This window comes from Mesorhizobium sp. IMUNJ 23232, assembly GCF_044326205.1.
GTDB lineage: Bacteria > Pseudomonadota > Alphaproteobacteria > Rhizobiales > Rhizobiaceae > Kumtagia.
Window position 1 is genome coordinate 1 of the sequence record NZ_JBIRCY010000084.1, and the last position, 25551, is coordinate 25551.

Genomic DNA, 25551 nt, shown 5'->3' on the forward strand with positions numbered 1-25551 from the left:
GCCCGGGGGAGAGGATAGCCGGCCGCCAGGTTGGCGCCAATCGTCGAAGCTGCGATCCTCTCCCCCGGGCAGGGGGAGAGGTGGCCCGAAGGGCCGGTGAGGGGGTGCTGCCGAAACGAGTCGGCGAAGCCGGATTGGAGAGGATTAGACACACCCAAGATAACACTCATCCTCGCGCCCTCTTTCCAGCAAGCGCCGAAAAGGCCTCGCCGATCGTCACCGCGCCAGTCTCGCGGATGACATCGGCCACGAGGCCCCTTGCGACGACCTTGCCGTCCGAAAGCACTACGACATGGTCGCGCTCGTCCACTTCGTCGATCAGATGCGTCGCCCAGAAGGCGCTGATGCCTTCGCTTGCCACCAGCCGGCGGATATCGGCAAGAATGCCCGCGCGCGATTGCACGTCGAGCCCCACAGTGGCCTCGTCGAGCAGCAGCAGGTGCGGCCGGTGCAGCAGCGCGCGCGCAATCTCGACGCGCCGCATCTGGCCCCCCGATAGGCTGCGCGCCTTGTCATGCAGGCGGCCGCTCATGTCGACGGTCTCCAGCACGGCATCGATGCGTTTTCGCGCTTCGCTGGAGCCGATGCCGTGCAGCGAGGCATGGTAGGAAAGGTTCTGGTGGACGCTGAGGTCAAGGTCGAGCGTGCGCGCCTGGAAGACGATGCCCAGCCGCCGCAGCGCCTCGCCGGAGGCGCGGGTCACGTCGTGGCCGAAGATGCGGATCGTGCCTTGCCGCGTGTCGTAGAGATGGCTGATCAGCGAGAACAGCGTGGTCTTGCCGGCACCGTTGAGCCCCAGCAACACGGTGAAGGTGCCGGGCGCGATCGAGAAGGTGACGTTGTCCAGCGCCTTCTTGGGGCCATAGGCATGGCTGACAGCAGCGACGTCGAGCGCCGCGATGCCGTTTGCCTGATCGAGGGCGGTCATCTGTTGCATTTGTGCGCCCTCCCGCCGCGCAGCCGAAACTAGCGCGGCGGGCGGCCCATGCCAGTTCCTACTTTATGGTAATGGTGCCCTTCATGCCCTTGTCTGCGAGGTCCGGCACCGACCAGGTGTAGACACCAGGGCGCACCGTGGTGAACTGCACCTGGATCGTGCCGTCGGCGTCGAATTCCAGCCAGGCCGGCGCACCGTTCATATGCACTTCGAGGTCGTTGATGACGATCTGATTGTTCCAGACATTGCGGAACAGGTCGGTGTTGAACTTGTATTCCAGCCCGCCCGCCGCCGTGATCTTCCAGCGATAGCCCTGGCCGGCGATGAGGTTGAAGTCCTTCTGGTTAACGGTGAACTGGTCCTCCTTGGAGCCGAGGATGAGCTCCGGCACATCCTTGCTGGCGCGGGTCGGCTTCTCGGCCGCGGCCGGGGCTGCCTGTTCGGTGGCAGCCGACTTGTCATCGTCGTCGTCCGCGTCCTGCGCCCACACCTGCCCGTGAGCGAACGCCAGCCCGATCAGCGACGCGAAAGCGATTGCCCGAAATTTTCTCATGATTTCCTACCCTTTTGCTCTTTGCCTGATTCTTTTGGTTAGTTCGGGGAAACGACCACGCCCCACGGCAGTGCCCCCACCGTCACCGACTGCACCGGCTCGTCGGTGGCCACGTCGATGAAGGTGATGTCGTTGGACACGCCGTTGGTGCTGATGATGGTCTTCTGGTCCGGCGTGAAGGCGAGCTGCCAGACGCGCTGCCCGACCAGCACGTATTTCTCGACCTCGTAGGTCTCGGTGTTGATCACTGCGACACGGTTGGCCGGCCCGAGCGCAACATAGGCCTTCTTGCCGTCGGCGGTGATGCGCACGCCAACCGGCTGGATCGCCTCCGCGCGCAGGCCTGGGATCTCGAAGGTGATCTTGTGCTTCACCTCGCGCGTCGCGTTGTCGATGACCGACACCGTGCCGCCGATCTCGGCGCTCACCCAGGCTTCCGAGCCATCCGGCTTGAACTCGACGAAGCGCGGCCGCGAATCCACCAGCACATTGTCGGTGATCTCATGCGTCGAGGTGTCGATGAAATGCGCCATGTTCGTCGTTTCCGACGTATTGACGATGGTCTTGCCGTCGGGGCTGACGCCCATGCCCTCCGGCTCGACGCCGACCGGGATTTCCGACAGCACCGATTTCGATTCCAGATTGATGACAGTGACAAGATTGTCGTCCTCGTTCGCCACGTAGAGCGTCTTGCCGTCGGGCGAGAGCACGAACAACTCCGGGTCGGGGCCGGAGGGCAGCGTGTCGACGATCTGCAGCGTCGCGGTGTCGATCACCTCGATCGTGTCGTCGTCGCTGGCGCAGAGATAGACGAATTTTCCGTCGTGCGAGATGGTGATGCCGCGCGGCCGCTGCCCCACATTGATGGTCTTGGTGACCTGCATGGTCGCCGAGTCGAGGACGGTGACGGTGTTGTCCTTCTCGTTGGAGACGTAGACCGTGTAGGCCGAGGCAGGGCTGGCCAGGAATCCCAGCCCCGCCATCACGGCGAGAGCGGAAAGGCTCGTTCGCATCAAATTCCTCCCGTTAGTCATTGTTATTTCAGCACGCATTTGGTCTCGGGCTGGTCGACGCCCAGCGTATCCAACTCGGAAAACTGGTGCAGAAAACCCTCTTGTGGCGAGGTCGTCACCACCGAGCGGCCGTCGCCGAGAAAAATCGGCTGGCGCAACTGCCAGTTCCATTTGCGGAACGTCAGCTTCTGGCCCTTGAACGCGGCGATCGAGAATTTGTCGTCGCGGATGAAAGCCTCGATCTTGGCCGGATCGGCGCCTTGCGTTCGGGTGGCCGCGTCGCCGATGATGCGCGCCGCCGTCCAGGCGGCCATGTCCTTCGACAGCATGCGCCGGCCGTTCGCCTTGGCGAAGCGGTTCTGGATCTGCGAGCCGCCCCATTGCTCGCTGGCGGGGTGCCAACCCGATGGGACCAGCCCCGCCGTGCCGGCGACCGGCCGCGGAATCCAGGTGCGGAAGGGGACGTAGGTGCCGAACACCTCGCTCTCGTCGGCGACCAGAACCACGTCGTGGTCGGGCAAATCCTGCATGAAGACGGGCAATTGCCGCTGGATCTGCACGACGCCGGAATCGGTGCGCCGCGCCGTGCCGGTGTCCTTGAATTCCTTTTCCGCGACGATCTCGCCGCCGAAGCGGGTGGCGGCTCGGCGCAACGCGTCGGCGAATAGCTGATCGCGCTCATGCGAGCCGTAGACCAGCACCCATTTGCGCCACTGCTTCCAGATCAGGTATTGCGCCAGCCCGTCGGCCAGCATGCTGCGCGTCGGCGCGGTGTGGAAGACGTTCACCCGGCAGTCTTCCTCGCGCAGACTGTCGTCGGTGGCGCCGACGTTAAACAGCAGCACGCCATTGTCGCGGGCGAGGTCGGCGATCGACAGAAGCTGTTTTGCCGACAGGTCGGTCAACACGTAGCGGTCGCCCTTTGCGACCATCTCGTTGAACACGGGGACGACATCGGCGTCCGGCTTCACTTCGGTGACGTCAAGCGTGAATTGCTGGCCCAAAAACTTGCCGGTGGTGTTATTGTCGCCAATCGCCACATTGGCGCCCGCCACGCCCTCGTCGCGCGGAACCGTGTCGAGCACCGACAATGCGAGTTGCGGCGCATAGGCGCGCAGATAGCCGATCCTGATGTCGGTGACCGGTTTTTCCGGCTTGGCGCTTGCTGCGGGTTTGGGCTGCGGCGCTGCTTCCTGCGCGGCAACCGCGCATACGTTGACGCTTGCCAAAAAAAGTCCGATGAAGACCGCAAGAGTATTCGGCACCATGCTCTTCATATCCAAATGCCTCGCCGCCCCGCCTAGGCGGGGCAAAACGCTACGAAATTCCGGTGCCAAGATGAGCTTAGCCAAGCTTCATACAATCGCAACCCCGATAAGTTCACTTTTTGCGGCAGCTTTTGGCATCTGCGTTTTGACGGGTGCGGCGGCCGCCACTCAGAAGGTCGCGGTCTTCCCCTTCGAACTGGCGCGGGGCGATGTCGTGCCCGGTACGCCGGACAAGCACGAGGCCGAGCAGAAGCGGCTGGACGAGGTGACGCGGGAGTTGCGCGACTCCCTGGCCAAGTCAGGCTTCGAGGTGATCGACACCGCGCCCGTCGCGACAAAGGTTGCTGCCGCCAATCTGCAATCCTGCGGCGATTGCACCGACGATTTTGCGCGCGAACTCGGCGCCGACTATGCGGTGACCGGTGTCGTCTACAAGGTTTCGGAACTTGTGCTCAGCATGAATGTTCGGGTGCGTGACGCCGCGTCGTCCACGCCGCTGACCAGCGCGGTGGTGGACATGCGCGGCAACACCGACGAATCCTGGCGGCGCGCCATCGATTTTCTTTACCGAAGAGTGCTGTCGGCAAGGCTGGAGAAGTTGAAGAAATGACAAAAATGCTGGCCAGCGTCACAGGGATCGCGGAAGCCGAGATCGCGATCTCCGGCGGCGCTGACATCGTCGACCTCAAGAACCCTAATGCCGGCGCGCTCGGCGCGGTGGCGACGGAGACCGTCCGCCAGACGGTGTCCGCCGTCGGCACGCGCGCCGAAACCAGCGCGGTGTGCGGCGACCTGCCGATGCATCCCTACACGATCCGCACCAAGGCGGAGGAGATCGCGGCGACCGGTGTCGGCTACGTCAAGGTCGGGTTCTTCCCTTCCGACGAGGCGGCCGCCTGCGCCCGTACGCTGGCGCCGCTTGCCCGGCGCACGAAACTGGTCGCCGTGCTGTTCGCCGACCGGAAACCCGATTTCAACCTGCTGCCGGTGTTCGCGCAAAGCGGTTTCCACGCCGCGATGGTCGACACGGCCGACAAGGCAAATGGTCGGCTGCTCGACCACATGCCGCCGGAGCGCATGCCGGCTTTCGTGGGAAAAGTGCGCGAGCTTGGCATGAAGGTCGGCCTCGCCGGCTCGCTGGAAGCGCCAGATATTCCGAGGCTGCTGCCGTTCGCGCCGGATTTCCTGGGTTTTCGCGGCGCGCTCTGCGGCCAGTCGGGGCGCATGGCGGCGATCGACGCAGAGGCGGTGGCCGGCATCCGTTCGCTGATTCCGGAAGAGCGGCAGCTAGACCAGTCGGCGACCGTGGACTACCGGCTGCTGGCGGCGCGCGGCTATTCGCCCGGCGCCGGCGACCCGGCGCTCGGCACCGACAAGATTTTCGTCCGGGATTTCGTCCTGCCGGTGCAGATCGGCGCCTACAGTTTCGAGCACGGCCACACCCAGAAGGTGCGCTTCGACGTCACCGCCGACGTGCAGCGCATGACCAGCAATCCGGAGGACATGCGGCACATCGTTTCCTACGACATCATCATGGACGGCATCCGCACCATCGTGGCGCGCGGCCACGTGGAACTCAGCGAGGCGCTGGCCGAGCAGGTGGCGGCTGCTGTGCTGGAGGACCCGCGCGTCATGCGGGTGACCGTCAGCGTGCAGAAGCTGGAGCTCGGGCCGGGCGGCGTCGGTGTCGAGATCGAACGCAAGCGCGCCAAACAGCAATCTTCCAGCCTGTCGTCCGGTGGGGCGTCGGGCGGCATTGCCGGCGACGACAAGACGTTTTCCGGCTTCGGCCAGAAGGGCATCGGTTCGTGAAGCCGATTGTCGTCAAGCTCGGCGGCAGCACGGCAGGGCGGTCGTATCCTGAAATTCGCGATGAACCTGTTCGACCTATACCCCCAACCCTAACCCCTCCCCACAAGGGGGAGGGGGATCATGCGGCTGCAACGCTGAGCGAAACCGTCGAAGGTTTGCACCGAGCGGATATGCAAGCTTGTCCCCCTCCCCCTTGTGGGGAGGGGCTAGGGGTGGGGGTAACTTCGCAAGCGATCCAAGCAGCGGAATTTGATCTCTGGATCGCCGCGCTGGCAGGCGGCAGCATGCCGCTGGTTGTCGTGCCCGGCGGCGGTCCTTTCGCCGACACGGTGCGGGAGGCGCACCGCGACATGGGGTTTTCCGATGCGGCCGCGCACAAAATGGCGATCCTCGCCATGGAGCAGTTCGGGCAAATCATCCTCGACCGTGACGGGCGTTTTGCGCCGGCCCGCTCGCAGCAGGAGATCGGCGCTGTGCTGGCGCGGGGCAAGGTGGCCGTCTGGATGCCGTCGGAGATGGCCTTGTCGGCGCCGGAAATCCCGCAATCCTGGGACGTAACCTCGGATTCGCTCGCTGCCTGGCTCGCCGCCCAGCTTGGCGCAGAGACGCTGCTTTTGATCAAGCAGACGGACGATTTTTCCGAATCGGATGACGTCGCCAGCCTCTCGGAACGGAGCGTGGTTGACGCGGCGCTGCCGTCGATATTGCCGGAAAACGTGGCGCTTCGTCTTGCCGGACCGCGCGATGCGGCGATTGCCGCGGCGGATTTCGCGTCGGGAAAACTGCCCGGCACTTTGGTCGCTCTTGCATCCGGCCGGCTTCGCAGGACAGCTTAGGGAATGACCATACTGCATGCCCCGCGCTGGGCCTGGGTGCTGACCGGCTCCGGCCACTTTTTTACCGAGAGCTTCCAGATGATCCGCGATCTGGAGCATTGTGACGTGTTCGTGTCGAAGGCCGCGAACGAAGTTTTGCGCATGTACAAGCTGAAGCTCGACTTTCCCGACACGATGCGCGTGCTGCACGACAAGACGGCAAGCGCCATTCCCGTCGGCGAGTTCTATCACGGCGTCTATCACACGGTGGTGGTGGCGCCCGCGAGTTCCAACACGGTGGCGAAATGCGTCTGGGGCATTTCCGACACGCTGGCCACCAACGTGTTCGCGCAGGCCGGAAAATGCCGTGTCCCCTCGATCGTCTTTGCCTGCGACACCGCCCCGGAACTGGAGACCATGGCCCCGCACGGGCTGGTAAAGGTCTATCCGCGCAAGATCGACCTCGACAACACCGAGCGGCTGAAGAGTTTCGAGCGCACGCTCGTGGTGGAATCGCTGGCCGAATTGCGGGCGGCGGTGGAGCGGCGCAGGGCGGAGCTGGAAGCTGATGGGTAGGGAAGGGCGCACATTATCCAACCACCCCCACTCCGGCCCTATGGGCCACCTCTCCCCCTGCCCGGGGGAGAGGAAGTACGGCCGCAAGGTTGGCTCCTATCGCAGGCGCTGCCTTCCTCTCCCCCGGGTAGGGGGAGAGGTGGCCCGAAGGGCCGGAGTGGGGGTGCTTCAGGGGCTCCAAACGATATCTTTAGCCTTCTTTCGAAACACCCATGCCTGAGCGGCTGGTCTTCCTCACCGGCCATCTCGCCAAGGCGCGGCTGGAGCGGCTGCTTTCCGGCCTCGGCGAGACGGCGTTTTCGTGGGAAATCGTCGACATCGGCGTGAAGGTCGCGGCGCTGATGACGGAGGAGATCATCAAGCGCCGGCTGAACCTGCCGGAAGGCGCGGACCGCGTCATCCTGCCCGGCCGATACCGAGGCGATCTCGACAAACTGTCCGCGCATTTCGGCATTCCCTTCGTGCGCGGGCCGGACGAGGTCGCCGACCTGCCGGCGTTTCTAGGCCGCGCCGGCCAGCCACCCGACCTCTCGCGCCACGCCATGAAGATCTTTGCCGAGATCGTCGATGCTTCGGGGCTGTCGCTCGACGCGCTGCTTGCCCGCGCGCGAAAACTGGCGGCGGCAGGGGCGGACGTCATCGACCTCGGCTGCCTGCCGGAAACGCCGTTCCCGCTGCTCGGCGAGGTCGTGCGCATGCTGAAAGGCGAAGGGTTTTCTGTCAGCGTCGATTCGGCCAACATCGAGGAGCTTCGCATCGGCGCGCAGGCCGGCGCCGATTTCGTGTTGAGCCTGGACGAGAACACGCTGCCGCTCGCCTTCGATTATCCGGTCGTGCCGGTGCTGATCCCGGCGATCCCCGGCGATCTCGATTCGCTCGGTCGCGCCATCGAGGCGGCGGAAAGGGCCGGGATAAAATTCATCGCCGATCCGGTGCTCGACCCGATCCATTTCGGTTTCGCCGCCTCGCTCGGCCGCTTCATCGAGGCGCGGCGCCGCTGGGCGGAGGTCGAACTGATGATGGGCACCGGCAACCTGACAGAGCTGACCGATGCCGACACCTCCGGCATCACCGCGGTGCTCGCCGGCATCTGTTCCGAACTCGATATCCGCAACGTTCTCACCGTCCATGTCAGCCCGCACACGGTGCGCACCGTCGAGGAGCACGATCTCGCCCGCCGCATCCTGTTTGCCGCCCGCGCCGACGGCGCGCTGCCGCGCAGCTACCATTCCGGCCTGTTGCAGGTGCATGACCGAAAACCGTTCCCGGCGACCGTCGCCGACATCGAGGCGCTGGCCGCCGATGTGCGGGACGCCAATTTCCGCATCATGACGGCCGAGGACGGCATCCACATCTTCAATAGCAAGGGCCATGCGGTCGCCAGCGACGCCTTCGAATTGTTCGCCGGTCTCGGCGTCGAGGCGGACGGGGCGCACGCCTTTTATCTCGGCGCGGAGCTGATGAAGGCCGAGATCGCCTGGCGGCTGGGAAAACGCTACGTGCAGGACGAGCCGCTGGATTTCGGCGTCGCCGCGCCCGCGCCGGAACAGAACCGCACGCGCCTGGCCGAAGCCGGTCATACGCTGAAGGCGAAGAAGGAGCGTTAGTTGTGCCTTACATTCGCGAGTCGATCATCACCACCGTCGACCGTGCGGGCAAGGTCCACATCGCGCCGATCGGCATCATTGCCGAGCGCGACGGCTGGGTGATCGCGCCGTTCCGTCCCTCGGTGACGCTCGACAATCTGGCAGCCGTGCCCTTCGCCGTCGCCAGCTATACGGACGACGTGCGTATCTTTGCCGGCTGCCTCACCGGCCGCCGCGACTGGCCGACCGTGCCGGTCGAAAACTGCCCGGTGCCGCGCCTCGAAGCAGCACTCGCGCATTCGGTGTTGAAGGTGAAGAACGTCTCGGACGATCCGGTGCGGCCCCGCCATTTCTGCCGCGTAGTCGGGGAGGGCACCCATGCGCCCTTCACCGGCTTCAACCGCGCCAGGGCGGCGGTGCTGGAACTCGCCATCCTGGTCAGCCGCCTGACCATGCTGCCGCGCGAAAAGATCGAGGCCGAGATCGGCTATCTGACGATCAGCATCGAAAAGACCGCGGGACCGGACGAGAAGGAAGCCTGGGGCTGGTTGATGGAACGGGTGACAAAGCATCTCGCCAGCGCGGCGGACGGCCAGGACGGTCGAGGCGCCTGAGCCCGAAAAGAGATCGGTCGGGCAAAGCCGCCCTCGCGGGCCGCCGGTCCGGCCCTCATCGCGCGTCACGGCCATGATGACTGATCGCGCGGCAGGCGCTGGTCCGGGTCATGAACCTCGACACCATCTCCGCCGAACAGGTTTGCCGGGAATATGACGAGGTTCGTTCCGCCGGCATGACGCAGCGACGGGAACAGGATTCCCTGCATGCCCGCGGTGATGACCTGATCGGCAAGCTTCCAGGACGGCGGTATCTTCTTGTGAATGCGCGCGACTTCGCGCCATGGGCAGTCCCATTGCGCCCAGGCGGCGTCCCAAACATCGGGGTCGAAGCCCTGCGAAAGGTCGACGACCTGGGAGAGCGTGATCTTGTAGGCCGCGAGCATCGCCGGCGGCGTTATGCTTGCGTCCTGGCGATATTCGTCGAGCGCCGTCTGAGCGGCGCGCGCGAGATACAGAGCCTCAACACCCGGCCGGTTGAAACGGCCTCCATCAGCCGCCGCGCCCGCGCCGCTCGTTGGCAAAAAAGCCCATTTGGGCGTCAGATATCGATGAAAAACCGCATCGGGACCGACGCGGACGACTTTCATCCGCGCGCGCCGTTTTCGAGATCGCGAATATAGGCAAGGACCGCTTCGGCGTGGCCTTCCGCGACAAGTTCGGCGGCGGTGCGATGGCCATAGTCCGCGATCGGCTCGTTGCGATACCAGTAGATCGCCTTGTCGATATCGCCGGCGAGTTCGGTCGCTGCCGTAATGACCTTCACCATTTCCCGCATCCTGCCTTGCAGGCGTTCGGAAGACGGATTTCGCAGCGTGTTGCGATGAACACCGGTCAGTTCCGCGAGGCTCGCGATTTTCACGCCCAATACCTTCGAAAGACGCTTTGGCGAGATATAAGGGGTTCGCGGTTCCTGAAGGCTGTCCATGAAGCCGGAAATCATTGCGTTGCGTGCAAGCTGCGCCTGAACCATGATGTGCCTCATTTCAAAGCACAATATATGCACATGCCGCCCCACATCAAGCGCACATGGATTCAGGCTTGCTGCTACCCGCCTGACTTTAGGAAATCGACGATCACCTTCCTCTGGGCGGCGTCGTTCATGCCGCCATAGGGTTTCATCGTGTTGCCGTTCACCACCTGCTCGGGATTGGCGATGAACTTGTCGAGATTGGCCTCGTCCCAAGTGATGCCGGACTGCTTCAGGGACGGCGAATAGTTGAAGCCCGGCTGCGATCCCGCCTTGCGGCCGAACACGCCGGCGAGGCTGGGGCCCTGGCGATTGTCGCCCTCTTTCATCGTGTGGCACATGCGGCAGTTGGTGTTGAAGGCAGTCTGGCCATCGTTCTGGGCGAACGCCGGAGTGGCCGTCACGACAAGCGGCAGGGCGAGAATGAAACGTATCATGCGAAGTCCCTCCCTGAGTCCTGGGATGAACGCCCGGCCGCGAAGCCCGTTCCGCTTTTATGACACGGCGCCCGCCAAAAGCGCGATGGCGGTCGCGGGGCCGGCATTGCTCGCCTCGCCCCGCACGGAGTCGCCGGCCGGGATGATGTCGGCGAGGTCGATGAAGCGGCGCTCCATGCGCGCAGCCAGCCGTTTGATCTGCCAGCGGCCCGTGCCGGCGGCGGCGATGGGCGCGTCGTCCGGCAGCGCGCCGGCGACGCGGAACGCCGCATCATGCACCAAGCGCAATTGCTGTTCGCTGAACCACGCGGCGATGTCGCGCCATTCGCGTAGCGAAAGATCGCCGGCGTCGCGTCCCACCATGCGCGCCAGCCGGGCGGTCGAACCGGCGACCGTTTTCGCCCGGCCGTCGGCGGAAGCGTGCTTGTCGTCGGCTTCGTCGAGCACGCCGAGGATGCGGTGCGCATCGGCGATCGAGGCGAAATATTCGTTCATCAGCGGCGTCATCTGCCCGCGCACCGGTGCCGACGACGCCACGCCGAACAGGAAGGTGCGGGTGAAGCCGGTATAGACGAGTTCTCCCGTCGAGAGCCGCTCGGCATCGGTGTAGCCCTGGCTGGCGACGGTACCGTCGCGGACCAGGATGATGTCGGTGGTGGTCGAGCCCATGTCGACAAACAGCGCATCGCCCTTGAGTCGCGCCACCAGCGCGGCGGTCGCATGCCAGTTGGCCGAGGCGACATCGGCCGGCAGGGAAGCGGCGCGGTTGACGCCGACGAAGCCGGAGCGGCCAGCATAGATCAGCTTCTCGCCCCCTGGAAAATGGAATGAAATCCGGTCGAGCAGCGTGGCTACGCCCTCGTCACGCGAGGGAAAGATGTCCGCCAATTCGCCCGTCATGGTGAAGGCGTTGAGGTCGCTGCCGGCGTAGAGCGACGCGGTCTCGTGCAAGGCGGCCTCCAGCCTGTCGAGCCCCTGCCACAGCGGCATGGCGACGGAGGCGGCGGCGACGACGCGGCCATTTTCGACGCGGGCCACTTTCAGATGCGCGCCGCCGACGTCGAAGCCGGCGACAATCTTTTTTCCGTTTGGCAAGCTTCAGGCTTTCATGACAAGGGTGGACGAATGGCAGCGTTGCGTATCATTCCGGTTCTGGACTTGAAAGGCGGGGTCGTCGTCCGCGCCGCGCGCGGCCGGCGGGAGGACTACAGGCCGATCGTCACGCCGCTCAGCGCCAGCGCGGACCCGGTGGCGGTCGCCGAGGGGCTGCGCACCCTGCATCCGTTTTCCACCTTCTACATCGCCGATCTCGACGCCATCGAGGGGCGCCCGGCCAACGAAGCCGCGCTGACCCGGTTGCGCGCCATGCCGGAGCCGCCCGAACTCTGGGTCGACGCCGGCATCGCCGGCGATGCCGAGCTTGCCGCAGCCTTGGCGATGCCGGGAAAATACGCGGTGCTCGGCTCCGAATCGCAGCGTGACGAAACCCTGCTTCGGCGCTTCCGCGACCGTCAAAACCTGATCCTGTCGCTGGATTTCTTCGCCGATGGCTTTCGCGGTCCGCCATCCATTCTCGACGATCCGGCACTGTGGCCGGACCGCGTGATCGTCATGACGCTGGCGAAGGTCGGTACCGCCGCCGGGCCGGATATCGCGCGGCTTGCGGAGATCAAGGCGAGGGCAGGCGAACGCGAAATCATCGCCGCCGGAGGCGTGCGCAACATGGACGATATCGCTGCGCTGGCGTCGCTGGGTATTGCCGGTGCGCTGGTCGCTACTTCGCTGCACGACAACACCCTTACTGCCCAGCAACTGGCGTCGCTGGGCGAGGGGTAGGCACAACTCCAACCGCTCCAAAGGCCGCGGGACCTTCGGGAGGGAAGGCCCCGAATGTCGCCATTCGAGGCCCGGGATCAGAGACCCAAGAGCTTTTTCAACCGGCGCAGCAGACCCTCCGGCTCCGCTGGGGGTTTTACCTGTGCGGGGTTGTCTCTTGTCTAGGCGCCGAACGGATGCTTCACCTTGTCCCGCTGGGCAGTCGCCTCGGCGGCGGTCGGCTTGCCGGTCACGGCGCGCTGGATCGCTTCCTTGGTGGCGCGATAGTTGAAGTCCTGGATTTTTGCGTCGTCGTTGGCTTCCCAGTGAATGAACACGCCGACGCAGATGAACACGTCGTCGGCTTCCTCGGCGGGGATGGTGCCATCCGCGACGCTGTCCTGTACCGCCTTGGCGACGGCGAACTGCGCCGGGCCGAACATCTGGACCGCCTGCTTGGCGCCCTTGATCGTCACCTTGTTGAACATCACGGTGTTGGGCTTGCACTGCAGATTGGGTGCGATCACCGCCAGCAGGGAGGTAAAGCCGTCCTTGTTGTTGGTCAGCGCGTTGCAGAACGCCGATTCGACCGCGCTCCCCCGCGGGCCAATCAGAAGGTCGATATGGGCGACTTCATTGCCGTCGCCGATAAGCGACTCGCCGACCAGAACTTTAGAGATCTTTGCCATGCCAGTTTTCCTCCGAGACACAATTTATGGAGTCCAAGACGCCGCAACCGAGCGGGCGCTCGATGGACGACTATCCTTGTTGGCAGCATCCGGATTTTTTGCCCGGACCGGTTGGCTAGATAGCCGCGGAAGGATATCCCCCGCTGCAAAATTCAATCATCAACGACCCGATTGCGCAAGTTGATCGACAAGGATGTGGACTAAAAGACAAGCCACCGTCAGGTCGGCCGAGGTGCCGGGATTGATGCCGCGCGCCTTGAGGTCGCGGTCGAAATCCGCCAGCAGTTTTGTGCGCGCCGCGTCGTTGTTTTGCTCGTCGAGCGCGGCGCGCACGGCTTGTGCCTCCGCCCGCACCTTTTCGGCGGTTTCTCCGCCGTGCTTGCGGGCGACGTGGCTGTCCGGAAAGCTTGTCAGGAACGTCATGTAAATCGCAATCGTCGGCCACATGCCGGCTTCGCCACGCGCCAGCGAGGCATTCATTGCTGACAAGCCGAGCCCGAAAATATCGTCGAAACCATTGGCATATTGTCGGGCGATGAGATCCCGCCCGGCGGCCTCGCGCATCGCTTCGAGCAGCGAGATTTTGGGTTCGTCACGCACGTCGTTGTCGCCCGCCGAGCCGAGGCCGCCGGGCGAGGCGGCGACGATCGCCTCGAACACCGACTTCGTATCGTCCATATCCAGGGAAGCGAGAACGGAACGCAAGCCGCAGTGCAGATCGCTTTGCCCGCGCTCGGCAGCGCGGATCAGCGGCGCGCACAGCAAAATGATCCCGAGATTTGTGTTGGTGGAAACCGCCCGCTGCGTCGCCCGCACCGCTTCCAGCATACGCCTGCCCACCGGCAGGACGGGATCGGTCAGCGGCGGCGAGGAAACGCGCGCACTCTCCAGGAACTGCGACACCGACATGCGGTGGCCATCGGCGAAGACATGCACGTTGCCGGGTTTCAGCGCTTCGATCTCCAGACGGCACGAATCCTCGTAGGCGGTTCGCAGAACGTCGCGCGAAAGCATCTCAGGAATTTGCCGGCGATGCGAAACGGTATGGGCGCGGCGCCGCCATCTTCTCGGCGCGGTCGGCGAGGAATTTCAGCAGGGCGGCCGCGATCGCGTCGGCGATGTCGACGCTGACCACCGATTGCAGCCCGGACCAGGCCGGCATGCTGTTAACCTCCAGCACCGTCAATTGCCCGTCGGCGGCACGCATGATGTCGACGCCGGCAAAATCCGCGCCGACGGCGGCGGCCGCCGCGACCGCGAGGCCAGTCAGGTCCGCCTCGTCCGATCCGGAAATCGGCTCCGGGGTGGCGCCCCGGTTGACGTTGGTGATCCAGTCGCCGCCGCGCCGGCTCATCATCGCCACGGCCTCGCCGCCGCAGACGAACACGCGGAAATCGCGGAAGGGCGGGCCGGGGCGCGGCACGTAATGCTGGAGATAATAGACGTCGCCGACTTCTTCCGAAGCGGGCAGGTCGGAAAGCGCGCGGATCAGTTTTATGCCGCGCCCCTGCGCGCCGAACAGCGGCTTCAGCACCAGCGGACCGTTCGGCAGTTCACGTTCCGCAATCGCCTGCGCGGCGGCCGGCCCCTCGACCGCGAAAGTTTTCGGCGTCGGCAGGCCGGCAGTCTTGAGCAAAAACGTCGTCATCGACTTGTCGACGCAGCGCTCGATGGCCTGCGCGGAGTTCCAGACGGGCACTCCGAGTTTTGCGAAGGCATGCAGCACGCCCAGCCGCCGCGTCACCGCCTCGAACGAGCCGCCTTCGATCGAGCGCACCAGCACGGCATGCGGCAGCGCGCCGCCGAAGGCTGGAATGGCAAGCCCGTCCGGCGCCTGCGTGTCGAAACCGATCGCGGCCAGCGGCACGCTGCGCACGATCGCGCCGCGCTTGCGCAGCCGCGACGCAAGGCTTTTCGAGCGTGGGCCGGAGCGGTCGTTGACGATGAGGATGCGGGGGATCATGCGGTAGTTGCCGTGAGAGGAATGCGACGGAGCGCCGTCAGCAGATTTTTGCGCACCACCACTCTACCCCAGACTCTGTTCCAGCATGTCCGCATCGATCCGGCCCGTGCGAAACGTCTCGCCGCTGTCGATCGCCGTCACGATCGCCCGCGCCGGGCTGAACAGCAGCGGGTCGATGGCGTAGAAATCGCCCTTGAACTGCTTGAAGATCTCCTTGAATGGCTTTCCGTGGTCGCGCGAGGTGTGGCTGGGCAGGCGCTCGGCCAGTTCACGCGCCGCCTCCGCCGGCCCGCGCACGAAAAGCTGCACGCTGCCGCCATAGATGATGGCGTCGTTGGTGCGGCCCATGGCGGTCAAAAAGTCCGGATGCGGCGCGGGCAGGGGGGCGGCGGCGATGCCGTCGACGATGTTGGCAATCGGGAATTTCAGATCGTTGGCCTTGTGCAGAGCGACTTCCAGCGACCGAGCCACGATCTGCACCGTGCCGGCCAGGCTTTGGGTCGGCGCGTAGAGGAAGGTCAGTTTGTCTGTTGGCAGGCCCGTTGCCCTGGCCACCTTTTCCACCACGGCCTGTGGCGGCGGCGAGGCAGTCTCCAGGATCAGCACGGCGGATGCCGCCTCGTCGCGATAGGCCAGCGTCTCGTAGAGCGGCTCGACCCGCGCCAGCGCCCGCGCCGGGCCGGAGCCCATGGCGAAATAGCCGTCGCCGGAGAGGTTCCATCCCGCATATTGCGCTCCGAGGCAGGCGATCACCGGCTGCGACGAGCGCACTTCGATCGTATACGGCCATTTTTCCGAGGCGCGGTCGAGCATAGCCGAGATCGTGCCGAGGCCCCCCATCGACGCTTCCGCCATGCGCAATCCGGCCTCGACGCTGCCTTCGACCTTCGCACCGGCGTCGATCAGCGTTTCGCCGAGCGGCCCTTTTGCCACCGTGACCCGCAGCCGCTCTGCGTCGCGAATCATGCCGTCGGCGATGCGCTGCGCAGTGTCGTTGAGGAAAGCCGATCCATCTTTCATATGCGCTCTCCCTCCCAATGGCGGCTGAGCCGAGCCGCATGCGCTTCCGCCGCGCGCCGCGTGCCCGCGGCGCTGGCCCCGCGCGCGAAAACGGTGCAGACCGGGTCGCCGGCGGCAAGGGGGCTGCCGGCCGGTTGACGGTCCGCCGTCCAGTCCGGCCAGGCGATTTTCGGAAACCGTTCGACCGGCCGCGAGGCATAGGTGATCAGCGCCGCCATGCAGTCGTCGAAACGCGGCACGCGGAATGACTTTCCGCGACAGGCCTCGATATGCGCCTTCAGGAGTGGCGCCTCGGCGCTGTCGAAAATGTCGAGCGTGGCACCCGGACGGGGATTGATCTCGACCAGATGGTAGCCGCCGTCGCCGCGGATGAAATCGGCGCTGCACAGGCCGGTGAGCCCGGCGCGCAGCGTCAGTCCGGACAGCCAGCCGCCGATGGTGGCGGCATCCTGCCGGTCGAAGCGGCGCAGCCGCACCGCGCCACCGTAACGATACGGCGCGCCGGGGGCAGGTGAGGTCCACTGCCGGCTGAAGCCGACGATGTCAGCCGTCTTCCCGTCGGCGAGAAACAGCGCCGAGATGTTTTGGCCTCGCACGAAGCGCTGGAAATAGCGGTTCGGCTTCAGCGCGGCGCCATTCGCCCGCGCGACATGGCCGCCTCCGGCACCGCCCGCCGTCTTCACCAGCCAGTTTTCCGGATCGGGCGGCGTCTCCCAGCGGAATTCGGGGTGCGGGATACCGAGCGCGGCGCAGTCGTCCGCCAGCTTCCGCGGATCCTTCACATGGCCGATCGCAGCGGCGTGGTTGCCGGCCAGCGGAAAATGCCGTGCGAGAACGTCGACGATTGTCGGCTCGCGCTCGAACCCCGAGCCCAGCACCAGCGCCTCGACCGGCTCGCCCGCCGCCAGTTCCAGCAAGGCGTCGGGCAGCCGCTTGTGGTCGATGCCATTGGCGAGGCCGCCCGGCAGCATGATTGCGCGCTCCGACAGCGCCACCGTGTCGTTGTCTCGAAAAAGGTCGGCGACGAGCGGGCGATAACCAGCGCGCCTTGCGGCGGCGGCCAGCGCCCGTCCCGAGATCGCGGCGATCATGACGGCGCTATTTGGCGAACTCGCGGGCAAGGGAGAATGCATCCTGGAAATCGTAGGCGACGGTCTTGTCGGCTTCTATCATTCTTTTGAACAGGCCGGACTCCACCTTGTATTTCACATTGCCGATGGCAAGCGGGCCGATGCCGACAGCGCCGCTGCCATCGATCGGATCGCCATTGGCATGCACGCCAAGCCCCTCGACGCCAGCGGGAGGCACGGCATTGACGTCGGCGGCGATCAGCAGTTTTCCCGCGGCCTTGAGATGCGCCTGCGAGATGACCTGCACGCCGGCCTTAGCGGCAGTCAGGATGACCTCGGCGGTTTCCGCCAGCGCCGTCTTCTTCGCCTCGGACGAACCGTCCTCGGCGGCCACCTCGACGCCGAAGCGGCGCTTCATCTCGGCGGCGACCTTTTTCACACGCTCCGCACCATCGTGCCCGACGATGGTGACTTTCGCGCCCTCCTTGGCAGCGATCACCGCCGTGCAGAAGCCGACCACGCCGGTGGCGCCGAAGATGGTGATCCGCGTATCCTTCAAGGTCCGCTCGAATTTTTTTGCCAGCGCCTTCTCGACCTTCGCCACCATCGCCGCGGCGGTAGTGAACGAGCCGGCCGGATCGGCGAACACCGAGACCTGGAACGGCGGCACCATGGATTTTTTCGCCGCATCGAACATGTCGAGCGCCAGAGAAACATCCTTGCCGGCGATGAAGATGCCGGTGTCGGCGCCGGCATCCGGCGGGCGCGAGAAGATGGCGTCCTGCACCAGGCCTGTCACCTCGTCGAGACCGACGCCGACATAGGGCACGACCGCGTCGAAGCCGGCGTCAAGAGCCATGTTCACGTCGAACGGGCTCATATGCTTGAGCGGCGTGATCATATGAAGAATGTGTTTTCGCGCCATGTTTTCCTCCCAGACCGCGGGACCGATCGTCAGCTGCCGACGAGGTTCAGGCCGGTGGTGCTGATCGAAGCACCGGCGTTCCTGCCGCGCACGATTCGCATCTCGATGCGGTCGCCGGCTGCCGGAGCCGCTGCCGCGACCATCTGTTCGGCGGCTGCCTGCGAGGCGGCGAAGGCGAAGCCCGTCGGTCCCCATGAGCTCTGGCCGATGCCGACCGCGCCGGCCTTCGCCAGCGCCTGCATGACGGCCTCGACGCGCTTCGAGGTGAAGACGCCGCCCTGCGCCGGAGCGAAATGATTGCCGACCAGGTGCTGGATCGCTGAAATGCCGGCGCCGAAGGCCAAAAGGTCGTGCTCGACCAGCGCCGGCATTACCTCCGTCAACACCTGCCGGCAGATCTCGCCGGTGCCGGAGACGGGGAATGGCGGCAGCGTGCGGAACGCCTGCATCTCTTCGTCGCCATGCAGCCCGTCGAGCGCGTCGTCGAGCACCAGGACGATCCGCCACACCTCGGGAAAAGGCAGCCGCGCCACCACCGGCGGCGGCCGGCCGCTGCCGTCATTGCCGGCATCGACAATCAGCCCGCCGCTGTCGAAGCTGGCGATGCCGATGCCCGAGCGCCCGCCGCGCGCCAAGAGCGTGGCGTCGTCGTCTATGTCGAGCGGCATGCCGTGCAGGGTCCTGAGCGCGGCGGCGACCGCCAGCGCGATCTGCGTGCCGGAGCCGAGGCCGGCATGGCGCGGAATGGCGTCCATGATCGTCAGCCGGTGCTGGGCGCGGATGCCGAGCCGTTTTGTCAGGGCCGCCAGATGCGAGGCCGCCCGCTCGCTTTCGGGGCCGATCACCACCGTCTCGGCGGCGCGCGACAGCGTCAGCACGGTTTCAGGCTCGCTCAGTGGCAGGCCGATGCTGCCGAACCGCCGCCCGCCGTTGCCGCTGGGGTCGAGGAAGCCGAGATGAAGGCGGGCAGGCACTCTTATGGTAACAGAATTCGACATCCACCCCTCGATGGGTGCATGATGCAAGCATCACGGAAGTTTAGGTGCCTGGCGGTCATGATAACCGCTTTCGACCGGGGAGCAAGCGGCGCAAACCGTTTGGGCTCCCTCTACTTTGGTGCCGGGTGGATCAGGCCGGCGAGCGAACAGGGAGGCGGAAATGAGCGAAACATCGAAAGAACGGGTCTATTCGGAGGCGGAGATCGCCGAGCGGCTTGAAAAGGAGCTGCCGAAATGGCGCTACGAAAACGGCTGGATCAGGCGAAAGTACAAGACCCATAGCTGGAAAGGCACGCTGATGGTGATCAACACCGTCGGCCACCTGGCCGAAGCCGCCTGGCACCACCCCGACATTGCCGCGTCCTACGCCTTCGTCGAGGTCAAGCTGCAGAACCATGCGGCCAAGGGCATCACCGACAAGGATTTTCAACTGGCGAAAAAGATCGACGAGGTTGTGCTGTGGCAGCCGGCCAAGGAAGGTGGGGCGCTGGAAGGCACGCCGCCGACCGACCAGAGGTTTGCCTATATCAAGTATGATTGAGGGGTCCGTTTGACTCGTAGCCCCATAGGCGACTGCAAAAAAGAGCGGCACGTCTATCCGGAACTACCTCGAGCCGGTCAATGACGAAGGCTCGTTGTTGCGGGACAGAATAAAGGCGGCTCGTTCTCGGACTGAGCGAGCGGGATCCGTTGCCAACCGCACAGCCAGTTCGCGCGTTTCGGCGCTTTGCAAATTGCGCCGGATGAGCGCGTCGAGAGACGCCTTTCGAACAAGAGCAGATCGATCGACGATTGCTGCCCTGACCGTGCGTTCCCGTGGCAACAGGATAGTTATCTCGCGCCAGTCGAATTTCTGAACTGGCACGCGCTTCCCCATGGATTTGTCGATCCATCTCCACTCCAAGCCAGCGGGCCAGCTCGCCCGCATGTCGGCAATCGTCTGGACAGCCATGGCTCTTACGGAGGGCTGTTTTGCTTGGGCCGCCAAACGCTCAAGATGCGGGTCGAGCGTATCATGCTTCAGGGCGGCCCGCAGTACCTTCGAGGCGGGGCCTGTCCGCGCATTGACAAGATCGTCGGCAAGTCGCGCGGCAACGTCGGGTCTCGAAAAAGCCGTTTCGATGGCTTCTCGCTCTCCGCCCCAGCGCCCCCAACTCCCTTGCCGCAACAGCAGGGCGGTAGCCGCGCCAGCAATCACATCGGGTGATGTCAGCGGATAACAGCGTTGCGCACATGCCCATGCCGCCGACCGGACTTCCTCGACCCAGTCGTTCAATCGAAGCGCGACTGCTGCGAAGAGAAAAGGACTTTGCAATCCTCCTGAGATACGCTGCAGCGCGGCTTCTCTTATCCGTCCATCGCTGTGGAACAAAAACAGAAAGGACAGATTGGGAAGGCGTAGCAATTGCTCCTTGTCCGAGAGATGCCGCCGGGGCAGCCCGTGGAGAATCGTTGGCTCTTGGCGCCACCGGTACAACTTGGCGGTGAGCGCAATTTCCCGCGAAGCTTGGCTTACATTCTCTGCCGGCAAAGCGGCAATGCCAGCAACAACCAGGGGAAGGTCCGCTTCGACATTCTCCCCGCTTTCCAAACGTTGCCCGATGGTTGTCAAGGCTTGTTCGACGTCGATTGGCAGCACACCCTGTTTTTTCATGTCGCTATGATGACTTGTGAGACGGTTTGGATCAACGTGATGGAAGAGTGTTTGCCGCCCGTTTCGCACGGTGGATGCGCAGGGAAATTCCCGAGGAGTGTATTGCCGTGTCACTGCGCGCCTGCCGCCCGGCGTCAAGTTTCGATAGTCTGGCTTTTGGTGGGGGTTTCCGGCCCAGTGGCTTTCGTCTAATGTCCACTCGGCACCAGAAAGTAGCGTAGTGAATGGCGGTTGCGTGGATCGGCAACCGGGAAGCGCCTTTGCAGCGCGCGGCCGAGGAGGCCGCGAAACTTCTGCAATCCAGCCGGTGCCCGGTTTTCAGCTTCGACACGGATGTGCATGGCACGCGGGCAGTGGTTGCGCTCGCCGAGCGTGTCGGTGCGGCCTATGACCATATCGACTGCGCGGCGCTGACCCGCGAGACGGCGCTGTTCACCGACCGGGGCGGCATGGTCGTCTCGCCGGGCGAGACGCGGCGGCGGGCCGATCTGGTGGTGATCGTCGGCGACCTGCCGGAAGCGCATCGTCGGTTCCTGCTTGAACTGGCTGCTACGGAGCCGGATCAGCCCTCCGCCGGCCAGCGCAGCTTCTTCTCGGTCGGCGGGCAAACGCCGCCGCTTAACGGCAAGCGCAGCGCCACGCGTTTGACCTGCGGTGAGGCCGGACTGGCGGCGACGCTGGCCGCGTTGCGGGCTTTGTGCGCGGGCCGCCGGGTCTCGACGCCGGTGACGAATTTCGACGTGTTCGCCAAGGCGCTTGCCGAGGTACGTTTTCCCGTCTTCCTGTTTTCCGGCCATGCGGCGGACGCACTGGCGCTGGAAATGCTGCAGGGCCTGATCGGCGACCTGAACGCCACCAGCCGCGCCTCCGGCCTGCATCTGACCGCCAGCGAGAGCGGCTGGGGCGCGGCTCTCGCGTCCGGCTGGATGACCGGCCTCCCGCCGCGCACCGGTTTTTCGCGCGGTTTTCCCGAGCATGATCCGTGGCGCTACGATGTGGGGCGGATGATCGCCGCGGGCGAGGCGGATTGCCATTTGTGGATATCCGGCAGCGCGGAGTGGCCGCCGCCGAAACCCCACAAGGACATGCTTTTGGTCGCCCTGGCGAAGACGTCCGGGCCGGTCGCCGGCGCGGCCGTCACCATCCGCGTCGGCGAAGCCGGCGTCGATCATGATGGCGTCGGCTATTTGGCTCGCATCGGGACGCTCACGGCGCTCGCGGCGCGGTCGCCGACCGATCTGCCTTCCGCCGCCGCGATTCTGCGCGCGATCGCCGACAATATTCCAGCCGAAGCGGTGCCGCCATGCTGACGAAAATCGCCGGCGGCGACATCATCGATCCGGTCAACGGCCGCTCGGGAAAGGGCGACCTCTGGATCCGCGACGAGCAGATCGTCGAGCCGCCGGCCGGCGGCAAGGCCAACAGGACCCTCTCCACCTCCGGGTGCGTCGTCATGGCCGGGGCCATCGACATCCATTCGCATATCGGCGGCGGCAATGTGAACACCGCGCGGCTGCTGCTGCCCGAGCAGCATGCGGCACACCTGCCGCGCCTGTCGGCCACACCGCTGTCCAACGCCGGCTGGTCGACCTTCGAGACCGGCTGCCTCTACGCAAAGATGGGTTTTACCACGGTGGTCGAGCCGGCGATGAATCCGGGCGCGGCGCTGCACACGCATCTGGAACTCGCCGACATCCCGATCATCGACAAGGCGACGCTGGCGATCCTCGGCAATGACGATTTCCTGCTGTCGCTGATCCGCGACGGCGCATCGGAGCAGGCGATCGACGACTATGTCGCCTGGACGATCGGCACGACCCGGGCGCTCGGCGTGAAGGTGATCAATGCCGGGGCCGCGGCGGCGTTCAAGGAGAATGTGCGGGCCTTCTCGCTGGATGACGTTGTGCCGTCCTACGGCGTCAGCTCGCGAAAAATCGTCAAGACGTTGCAGGCATCGGTCGGGCGGCTCGGCGTGCCGCATCCGCTGCATGTGCATTGCAACAATCTCGGCGTCGCCGGCGCGGCCGACACCGCCGACGCGACCATTCGTGCCGCCGAGGGGCGACCGCTGCACCTCGCGCATCTCCAGTTCTACGGCTACGGCAAGGAGGGCAAGCGCGGCTTCTCGTCCGAGGCGGCGCGCCTCGCCGAACTGGTGAACGCCACGCCGGAGGTCACCATCGACATCGGCCAGGTGATGTTCGGCCAGACCGTCACCGTCTCCTCCGACGTGATGCGGCAGTTTTCGGCGCGCGGTTCGGCGCATCCCAAGAAATGGGTGATCTGGGACGGCGACGGCAATGGCGGCGGCATCGTGCCCTACCGCTATCGCGAGGATTTTTACGGCACGCTGCAATGGGCGATCGGGCTGGAACTGTTTTTGCTGATCACCGACCCGTGGCGCGTCTTCTTCACCACCGACCACCCGAACGGCGCGCCCTTCACCGCCTACCCAAAGCTGTTCGAGCTGCTGATGAGCCGCGACGCCCGCAACGCCATGGCGGCGGACCTCTCCAAGCCGGCAATGGCGCTGTCGACACTCGGCTCGATTGACCGCGAATACACGTTCGACGAGATCGCCATCATGACCCGCGCCGCGCCGGCAAAGCTGCTGGGGCTCAGGGATCGCGGCCATCTCGGCGTCGGTGCACTGGCCGATGTCGCGGTCTATAGGCGCGGCGAGGATATCGCGAAAATGCTGGGCTCGGCCGCGCTTGTGTTCAAGAACGGCGACCTAGTCGTCCAGGACGGCGCGGTCACGCATTACCGCTGGGGCAGGGCGCTCAGGCTCAATCCGGCGCCGGAGAAGGCGATGGTCCGCCGGCTGGAGGATTTCTATCAGGACCGCTACGGCCTGTCGCTCGACTGGTTTTCTTTCCCCGACTCCGCAATCGCGCGCGAAAAACCGTTCGCGGAGGTCGCATGAACCAGTTGGAGGTCAACGGCGTCCTGATCGACGACACCTTTGCCGAAGCCTTCGGCATGCGCGCGACCGCGATCGTCATCACCGGCCCGAACCGCAAATGGGCGCGCCAGGCGGCGGTCACCATGACTGGCTTCGCCACCTCGGTCATCGGCTGCGGCTGCGAGGCGGCGATCGACCTCGACCTGCCGGCCTCGGCGACGCCGGACGGAAGGCCGGGCTGCCGGGTGATGATTTTTGCCGTCAGCACCGACGAGTTGCAAAAACAGTTGCAGAACCGGCTCGGCCAATGCGTGCTGACTTCGCCCGGCAGCGCCTGTTTTGCGGGCATGGAGGGCGCCAACCAGCTCAATCTGGGCTCGGCGCTGCGTTATTTCGGCGACGGCTGGCAGATATCGAAAAAGCTCGGCGGCAAGCATTTTTGGCGCGTGCCGGTGATGGACGGCGAGTTTTTGTGCGAGGCGACCACCGGCATGACCAAGGAAGCTGTCGGCGGCGGCAATCTTCTGCTGCTGGCGGGCAGCAACGCCAAGGCGCTGGCGGCGGCGGAAGCGGCGGTCGCCGCGATCGAAAAGGTGCCGGGCGCGATCATGCCGTTTCCGGGCGGCATCGTGCGGTCGGGCTCGAAGGTGGGCGGCAAGTACAAGGGCATGATGGCCTCCACCAACGACGCCTTCGCGCCGACATTGCGCGGCGTGACCCGCAGCGAACTGGGGCCGGACATCAAGGCGGTGCTGGAGATCGTCATCGACGGCGAGACCAGCGACGCGGTCGCCGCCGCCATGCGCGCTGGCATCAAGGCCGTGACCAGTCTCGGCCCGCAGAAGGGCGCCAGCCGCATCAGCGCTGGCAATTACGGCGGAAAGCTCGGAAAATTCCACTATCACCTGAAGGAGCTGCTGCCGTGAAAGCGCTGACCTTCAGGCTGAAGGAAGAACCGCCGGAGCGGCTCGACCTCTCGCCGCTGACCCCGCAGAAACTTGCCGGCATGGCGCGCGGCGACATCGAGAAAATCCGCGTCGGCACGTCGAAGCGCGGACTACTGGTCGGCGATGTTTTCAGACTGTCGGGCTCGGATGCCGGCGCGATCGTCTTCGAAGGCGGCAGCGCGCGGTTCGACCGTGTCGGTGCCGAGTTGGCGGAAGGCTCCGTGCGCGTCGCCGGCGATGTCGGCGCGCAAGCCGGCCGGCTGATGTCGGGCGGCACGCTGACCGTCGATGGCATCGCCGGCCCACATGCCGGATCGGGCATGCGCGGGGGCCGGCTGGAGATAACAGGCGATGCGGGCGACCAGCTTGGGGGTCCGCTGGCCGGCGAAATGGCCGGCATGAATGGCGGCGTGCTCATCGTGCGCGGCAGGGCGGGCGCCCGCGCCGGCGACCGCATGCGGCGCGGCCTGATCGCGGTGCTGAAAGGCGCCGGCGACTATGCCGGCTGCCGAATGATCGCCGGCACTCTGGTCGTCACCGGCGGCGTCGGCGACCTGCCGGGCTACCTGATGCGGCGCGGCTCGATCCTGCTCGACCGCGCGCCGCAAAACCTGTCGCCGAGCTTTGTCGAGAGCGGCGCGCCAGACATCAGCTTCGCCGCCGTCCTGGATCGTCATCTGATCGCCGAGGGGATTTTGAGGCGCCCGCTTCTGAGCAAAGCCCCGCGCAAATATGGCGGAGACAACGCCGTGCTCGGGCTGGGGGAGATTTTGTTTCCGCGGTAAAGAAGACAGAGACCGACGGACTCAACAAATCCCCTGATTGCGGTGATCTAAAGCCTTCCGGTTTGGTTCGCCTAGCGTCCGTTGACAAAGGTTGACTGGAGAATCCGGTTTTGATTCAAGGCTTCTTTTTGGAGGCAGCCTTGGGCGAACGTGTTGGTCTGACGGACGAGGAATGGGAACTGATCGGGCCTTTGCTGCC

Annotated in this window: 28 protein-coding genes; 12 read left to right on the top strand and 16 right to left on the bottom strand. The window is 65.2% G+C overall.

From position 1 onward, the window contains the following. Window positions 1-166: 166 nt before the first annotated feature. From ACH196_RS34255 to ACH196_RS34270, 4 genes are read right to left on the bottom strand one after another with little or no spacing between them, the layout of a single operon-like run. Window positions 167-937 (bottom strand): ATP-binding cassette domain-containing protein, encoded by a 771-nt coding sequence (locus ACH196_RS34255; protein ID WP_396651320.1) that lies wholly within the window; start codon window positions 935-937, stop codon window positions 167-169. 58 nt (window positions 938-995) lie between these two features. Then, window positions 996-1490 (bottom strand): hypothetical protein, encoded by a 495-nt coding sequence (locus tag ACH196_RS34260; RefSeq protein WP_396651321.1) that lies wholly within the window; start codon window positions 1488-1490, stop codon window positions 996-998. Between the two features lie 38 nt (window positions 1491-1528). Continuing rightward, a complete protein-coding gene (locus tag ACH196_RS34265; RefSeq protein WP_396651322.1) occupies window positions 1529-2503 on the bottom strand; it encodes a YVTN family beta-propeller repeat protein in 975 nt (324 codons plus the stop codon). A gap of 23 nt (window positions 2504-2526) precedes the next feature. Further along, window positions 2527-3780: an ABC transporter substrate-binding protein gene (locus ACH196_RS34270; RefSeq protein ID WP_396651323.1), complete on the bottom strand. Its 1254-nt coding sequence runs from the start codon at window positions 3778-3780 to the stop codon at window positions 2527-2529. 136 nt (window positions 3781-3916) lie between these two features. Between ACH196_RS34270 and ACH196_RS34275 the strand changes: the two genes are divergently transcribed. From ACH196_RS34275 to ACH196_RS34300, 6 genes are all read left to right on the top strand, one after another. After that, on the top strand, window positions 3917-4381 hold the full coding sequence (locus tag ACH196_RS34275) for a DUF3280 domain-containing protein (RefSeq protein WP_396651324.1): 465 nt from the start codon (window positions 3917-3919) through the stop codon (window positions 4379-4381). Further along, window positions 4378-5583 carry a (5-formylfuran-3-yl)methyl phosphate synthase gene (locus ACH196_RS34280; protein ID WP_396651325.1) on the top strand — a complete coding sequence of 402 codons (1206 nt, stop codon included), beginning with the start codon at window positions 4378-4380 and terminating at the stop codon, window positions 5581-5583. Before ACH196_RS34275 ends, ACH196_RS34280 begins: the two co-directional genes overlap by 4 nt. Window positions 5584-5795: 212 nt before the next feature. Continuing rightward, window positions 5796-6419, top strand: coding sequence for a dihydroneopterin aldolase (locus ACH196_RS34285; protein ID WP_396651326.1), 624 nt, complete (start codon window positions 5796-5798; stop codon window positions 6417-6419). Between the two features lie 3 nt (window positions 6420-6422). Then, window positions 6423-6974 (top strand): flavoprotein, encoded by a 552-nt coding sequence (locus tag ACH196_RS34290; protein WP_396651327.1) that lies wholly within the window; start codon window positions 6423-6425, stop codon window positions 6972-6974. A gap of 212 nt (window positions 6975-7186) precedes the next feature. Beyond that, the gene (locus ACH196_RS34295; protein WP_396651328.1) at window positions 7187-8581 is read left to right on the top strand and encodes a DUF6513 domain-containing protein; all 1395 of its coding nucleotides are present in this window, start codon (window positions 7187-7189) and stop codon (window positions 8579-8581) included. A gap of 2 nt (window positions 8582-8583) precedes the next feature. Then, window positions 8584-9174: a DUF447 domain-containing protein gene (locus ACH196_RS34300; RefSeq protein WP_396651329.1), complete on the top strand. Its 591-nt coding sequence runs from the start codon at window positions 8584-8586 to the stop codon at window positions 9172-9174. A gap of 65 nt (window positions 9175-9239) precedes the next feature. Here ACH196_RS34300 and ACH196_RS34305 read toward each other — a convergent pair whose 3' ends face one another. The 4 genes from ACH196_RS34305 to ACH196_RS34320 form a co-directional block, all read right to left on the bottom strand. Further along, window positions 9240-9764 carry an RES family NAD+ phosphorylase gene (locus ACH196_RS34305; RefSeq protein WP_396651330.1) on the bottom strand — a complete coding sequence of 175 codons (525 nt, stop codon included), beginning with the start codon at window positions 9762-9764 and terminating at the stop codon, window positions 9240-9242. Next, on the bottom strand, window positions 9761-10147 hold the full coding sequence (locus ACH196_RS34310; protein ID WP_396651331.1) for a hypothetical protein: 387 nt from the start codon (window positions 10145-10147) through the stop codon (window positions 9761-9763). The genes ACH196_RS34305 and ACH196_RS34310 overlap by 4 nt, the downstream gene beginning before the upstream one ends. Before the next feature lie 74 nt (window positions 10148-10221). After that, a complete protein-coding gene (locus ACH196_RS34315) occupies window positions 10222-10581 on the bottom strand; it encodes a c-type cytochrome (protein WP_396651332.1) in 360 nt (119 codons plus the stop codon). 57 nt (window positions 10582-10638) lie between these two features. Further along, window positions 10639-11676 (bottom strand): hydantoinase/oxoprolinase family protein, encoded by a 1038-nt coding sequence (locus ACH196_RS34320; protein ID WP_396651333.1) that lies wholly within the window; start codon window positions 11674-11676, stop codon window positions 10639-10641. Between the two features lie 30 nt (window positions 11677-11706). Between ACH196_RS34320 and ACH196_RS34325 the strand changes: the two genes are divergently transcribed. Next, window positions 11707-12417: a HisA/HisF-related TIM barrel protein gene (locus tag ACH196_RS34325; RefSeq protein ID WP_396651334.1), complete on the top strand. Its 711-nt coding sequence runs from the start codon at window positions 11707-11709 to the stop codon at window positions 12415-12417. 161 nt (window positions 12418-12578) lie between these two features. Here ACH196_RS34325 and fae read toward each other — a convergent pair whose 3' ends face one another. The 7 genes from fae to ACH196_RS34360 all read right to left on the bottom strand — a co-directional run bounded on the left by fae (window position 12579) and on the right by ACH196_RS34360 (window position 19061). Next, entirely contained in the window at window positions 12579-13085 is a 507-nt protein-coding gene (gene fae, locus ACH196_RS34330; RefSeq protein ID WP_308060837.1) for a formaldehyde-activating enzyme, read from the bottom strand. 159 nt (window positions 13086-13244) lie between these two features. Next, the gene (locus ACH196_RS34335) at window positions 13245-14099 is read right to left on the bottom strand and encodes a triphosphoribosyl-dephospho-CoA synthase (RefSeq protein ID WP_396651335.1); all 855 of its coding nucleotides are present in this window, start codon (window positions 14097-14099) and stop codon (window positions 13245-13247) included. Window position 14100: 1 nt separating this feature from the next. Beyond that, window positions 14101-15048, bottom strand: coding sequence for a RimK family alpha-L-glutamate ligase (locus ACH196_RS34340; protein WP_396651336.1), 948 nt, complete (start codon window positions 15046-15048; stop codon window positions 14101-14103). 63 nt (window positions 15049-15111) lie between these two features. Further along, window positions 15112-16068, bottom strand: a complete 957-nt coding sequence (gene mch, locus ACH196_RS34345; protein WP_396651337.1) for a methenyltetrahydromethanopterin cyclohydrolase — start codon at window positions 16066-16068, stop codon at window positions 15112-15114. Beyond that, window positions 16065-17189: an ATP-grasp domain-containing protein gene (locus tag ACH196_RS34350; protein ID WP_396651338.1), complete on the bottom strand. Its 1125-nt coding sequence runs from the start codon at window positions 17187-17189 to the stop codon at window positions 16065-16067. The genes mch and ACH196_RS34350 overlap by 4 nt, the downstream gene beginning before the upstream one ends. Then, entirely contained in the window at window positions 17167-18063 is an 897-nt protein-coding gene (locus ACH196_RS34355; RefSeq protein WP_396651339.1) for an NAD(P)-dependent methylenetetrahydromethanopterin dehydrogenase, read from the bottom strand. The genes ACH196_RS34350 and ACH196_RS34355 overlap by 23 nt, the downstream gene beginning before the upstream one ends. Window positions 18064-18092: 29 nt before the next feature. Further along, on the bottom strand, window positions 18093-19061 hold the full coding sequence (locus ACH196_RS34360) for a beta-ribofuranosylaminobenzene 5'-phosphate synthase family protein (RefSeq protein WP_396651340.1): 969 nt from the start codon (window positions 19059-19061) through the stop codon (window positions 18093-18095). A 160-nt stretch (window positions 19062-19221) separates the two neighbouring features. On the opposite strand from ACH196_RS34360, the gene ACH196_RS34365 reads away from it, so the two are divergent. Further along, entirely contained in the window at window positions 19222-19602 is a 381-nt protein-coding gene (locus tag ACH196_RS34365; protein ID WP_396651341.1) for a 4a-hydroxytetrahydrobiopterin dehydratase, read from the top strand. Between the two features lie 63 nt (window positions 19603-19665). Here the strand turns inward: ACH196_RS34365 and ACH196_RS34370 are convergent, their stop codons facing one another. After that, a complete protein-coding gene (locus ACH196_RS34370; RefSeq protein ID WP_396651342.1) occupies window positions 19666-20715 on the bottom strand; it encodes a hypothetical protein in 1050 nt (349 codons plus the stop codon). Between the two features lie 224 nt (window positions 20716-20939). Between ACH196_RS34370 and ACH196_RS34375 the strand changes: the two genes are divergently transcribed. Genes ACH196_RS34375 through ACH196_RS34390 form a run of 4 tightly spaced genes read left to right on the top strand, consistent with a single transcriptional unit; the run spans window position 20940 to window position 25352 of the window. After that, window positions 20940-22025, top strand: coding sequence for a tungsten formylmethanofuran dehydrogenase (locus ACH196_RS34375; RefSeq protein WP_396651343.1), 1086 nt, complete (start codon window positions 20940-20942; stop codon window positions 22023-22025). Beyond that, complete coding sequence (locus ACH196_RS34380; protein ID WP_396651344.1) at window positions 22019-23641, top strand: formylmethanofuran dehydrogenase subunit A; 1623 nt, start codon at window positions 22019-22021, stop codon at window positions 23639-23641. Before ACH196_RS34375 ends, ACH196_RS34380 begins: the two co-directional genes overlap by 7 nt. Next, window positions 23638-24546: a formylmethanofuran--tetrahydromethanopterin N-formyltransferase gene (fhcD, locus tag ACH196_RS34385; RefSeq protein ID WP_396651345.1), complete on the top strand. Its 909-nt coding sequence runs from the start codon at window positions 23638-23640 to the stop codon at window positions 24544-24546. Before ACH196_RS34380 ends, fhcD begins: the two co-directional genes overlap by 4 nt. Next, the gene (locus ACH196_RS34390; protein ID WP_396651346.1) at window positions 24543-25352 is read left to right on the top strand and encodes a formylmethanofuran dehydrogenase subunit C; all 810 of its coding nucleotides are present in this window, start codon (window positions 24543-24545) and stop codon (window positions 25350-25352) included. The genes fhcD and ACH196_RS34390 overlap by 4 nt, the downstream gene beginning before the upstream one ends. The last annotated feature ends 199 nt before the right edge of the window (window positions 25353-25551 follow it).

What these genes read in the sequence shown, in the direction of transcription:
- ACH196_RS34325 (WP_396651334.1), top strand. Translation starts at nt 11,707, where the DNA reads ATGGCAGCGTTGCGTATCATTCCGGTTCTGGACTTGAAAGGCGGGGTC.
- ACH196_RS34335 (WP_396651335.1), bottom strand. Translation starts at nt 14,099, where the DNA reads ATGCTTTCGCGCGACGTTCTGCGAACCGCCTACGAGGATTCGTGCCGT.
- ACH196_RS34315 (WP_396651332.1), bottom strand. Translation starts at nt 10,581, where the DNA reads ATGATACGTTTCATTCTCGCCCTGCCGCTTGTCGTGACGGCCACTCCG.
- ACH196_RS34305 (WP_396651330.1), bottom strand. Translation starts at nt 9,764, where the DNA reads ATGAAAGTCGTCCGCGTCGGTCCCGATGCGGTTTTTCATCGATATCTG.
- ACH196_RS34380 (WP_396651344.1), top strand. Translation starts at nt 22,019, where the DNA reads ATGCTGACGAAAATCGCCGGCGGCGACATCATCGATCCGGTCAACGGC.
- ACH196_RS34295 (WP_396651328.1), top strand. Translation starts at nt 7,187, where the DNA reads ATGCCTGAGCGGCTGGTCTTCCTCACCGGCCATCTCGCCAAGGCGCGG.
- mch (WP_396651337.1), bottom strand. Translation starts at nt 16,068, where the DNA reads ATGAAAGATGGATCGGCTTTCCTCAACGACACTGCGCAGCGCATCGCC.
- ACH196_RS34290 (WP_396651327.1), top strand. Translation starts at nt 6,423, where the DNA reads ATGACCATACTGCATGCCCCGCGCTGGGCCTGGGTGCTGACCGGCTCC.
- ACH196_RS34310 (WP_396651331.1), bottom strand. Translation starts at nt 10,147, where the DNA reads ATGGTTCAGGCGCAGCTTGCACGCAACGCAATGATTTCCGGCTTCATG.
- ACH196_RS34365 (WP_396651341.1), top strand. Translation starts at nt 19,222, where the DNA reads ATGAGCGAAACATCGAAAGAACGGGTCTATTCGGAGGCGGAGATCGCC.
- ACH196_RS34370 (WP_396651342.1), bottom strand. Translation starts at nt 20,715, where the DNA reads ATGAAAAAACAGGGTGTGCTGCCAATCGACGTCGAACAAGCCTTGACA.
- ACH196_RS34265 (WP_396651322.1), bottom strand. Translation starts at nt 2,503, where the DNA reads ATGCGAACGAGCCTTTCCGCTCTCGCCGTGATGGCGGGGCTGGGATTC.
- ACH196_RS34255 (WP_396651320.1), bottom strand. Translation starts at nt 937, where the DNA reads ATGCAACAGATGACCGCCCTCGATCAGGCAAACGGCATCGCGGCGCTC.
- ACH196_RS34360 (WP_396651340.1), bottom strand. Translation starts at nt 19,061, where the DNA reads ATGTCGAATTCTGTTACCATAAGAGTGCCTGCCCGCCTTCATCTCGGC.
- ACH196_RS34340 (WP_396651336.1), bottom strand. Translation starts at nt 15,048, where the DNA reads ATGATCCCCCGCATCCTCATCGTCAACGACCGCTCCGGCCCACGCTCG.
- ACH196_RS34260 (WP_396651321.1), bottom strand. Translation starts at nt 1,490, where the DNA reads ATGAGAAAATTTCGGGCAATCGCTTTCGCGTCGCTGATCGGGCTGGCG.
- ACH196_RS34375 (WP_396651343.1), top strand. Translation starts at nt 20,940, where the DNA reads ATGGCGGTTGCGTGGATCGGCAACCGGGAAGCGCCTTTGCAGCGCGCG.
- fhcD (WP_396651345.1), top strand. Translation starts at nt 23,638, where the DNA reads ATGAACCAGTTGGAGGTCAACGGCGTCCTGATCGACGACACCTTTGCC.
- ACH196_RS34355 (WP_396651339.1), bottom strand. Translation starts at nt 18,063, where the DNA reads ATGGCGCGAAAACACATTCTTCATATGATCACGCCGCTCAAGCATATG.
- ACH196_RS34280 (WP_396651325.1), top strand. Translation starts at nt 4,378, where the DNA reads ATGACAAAAATGCTGGCCAGCGTCACAGGGATCGCGGAAGCCGAGATC.
- ACH196_RS34270 (WP_396651323.1), bottom strand. Translation starts at nt 3,780, where the DNA reads ATGAAGAGCATGGTGCCGAATACTCTTGCGGTCTTCATCGGACTTTTT.
- fae (WP_308060837.1), bottom strand. Translation starts at nt 13,085, where the DNA reads ATGGCAAAGATCTCTAAAGTTCTGGTCGGCGAGTCGCTTATCGGCGAC.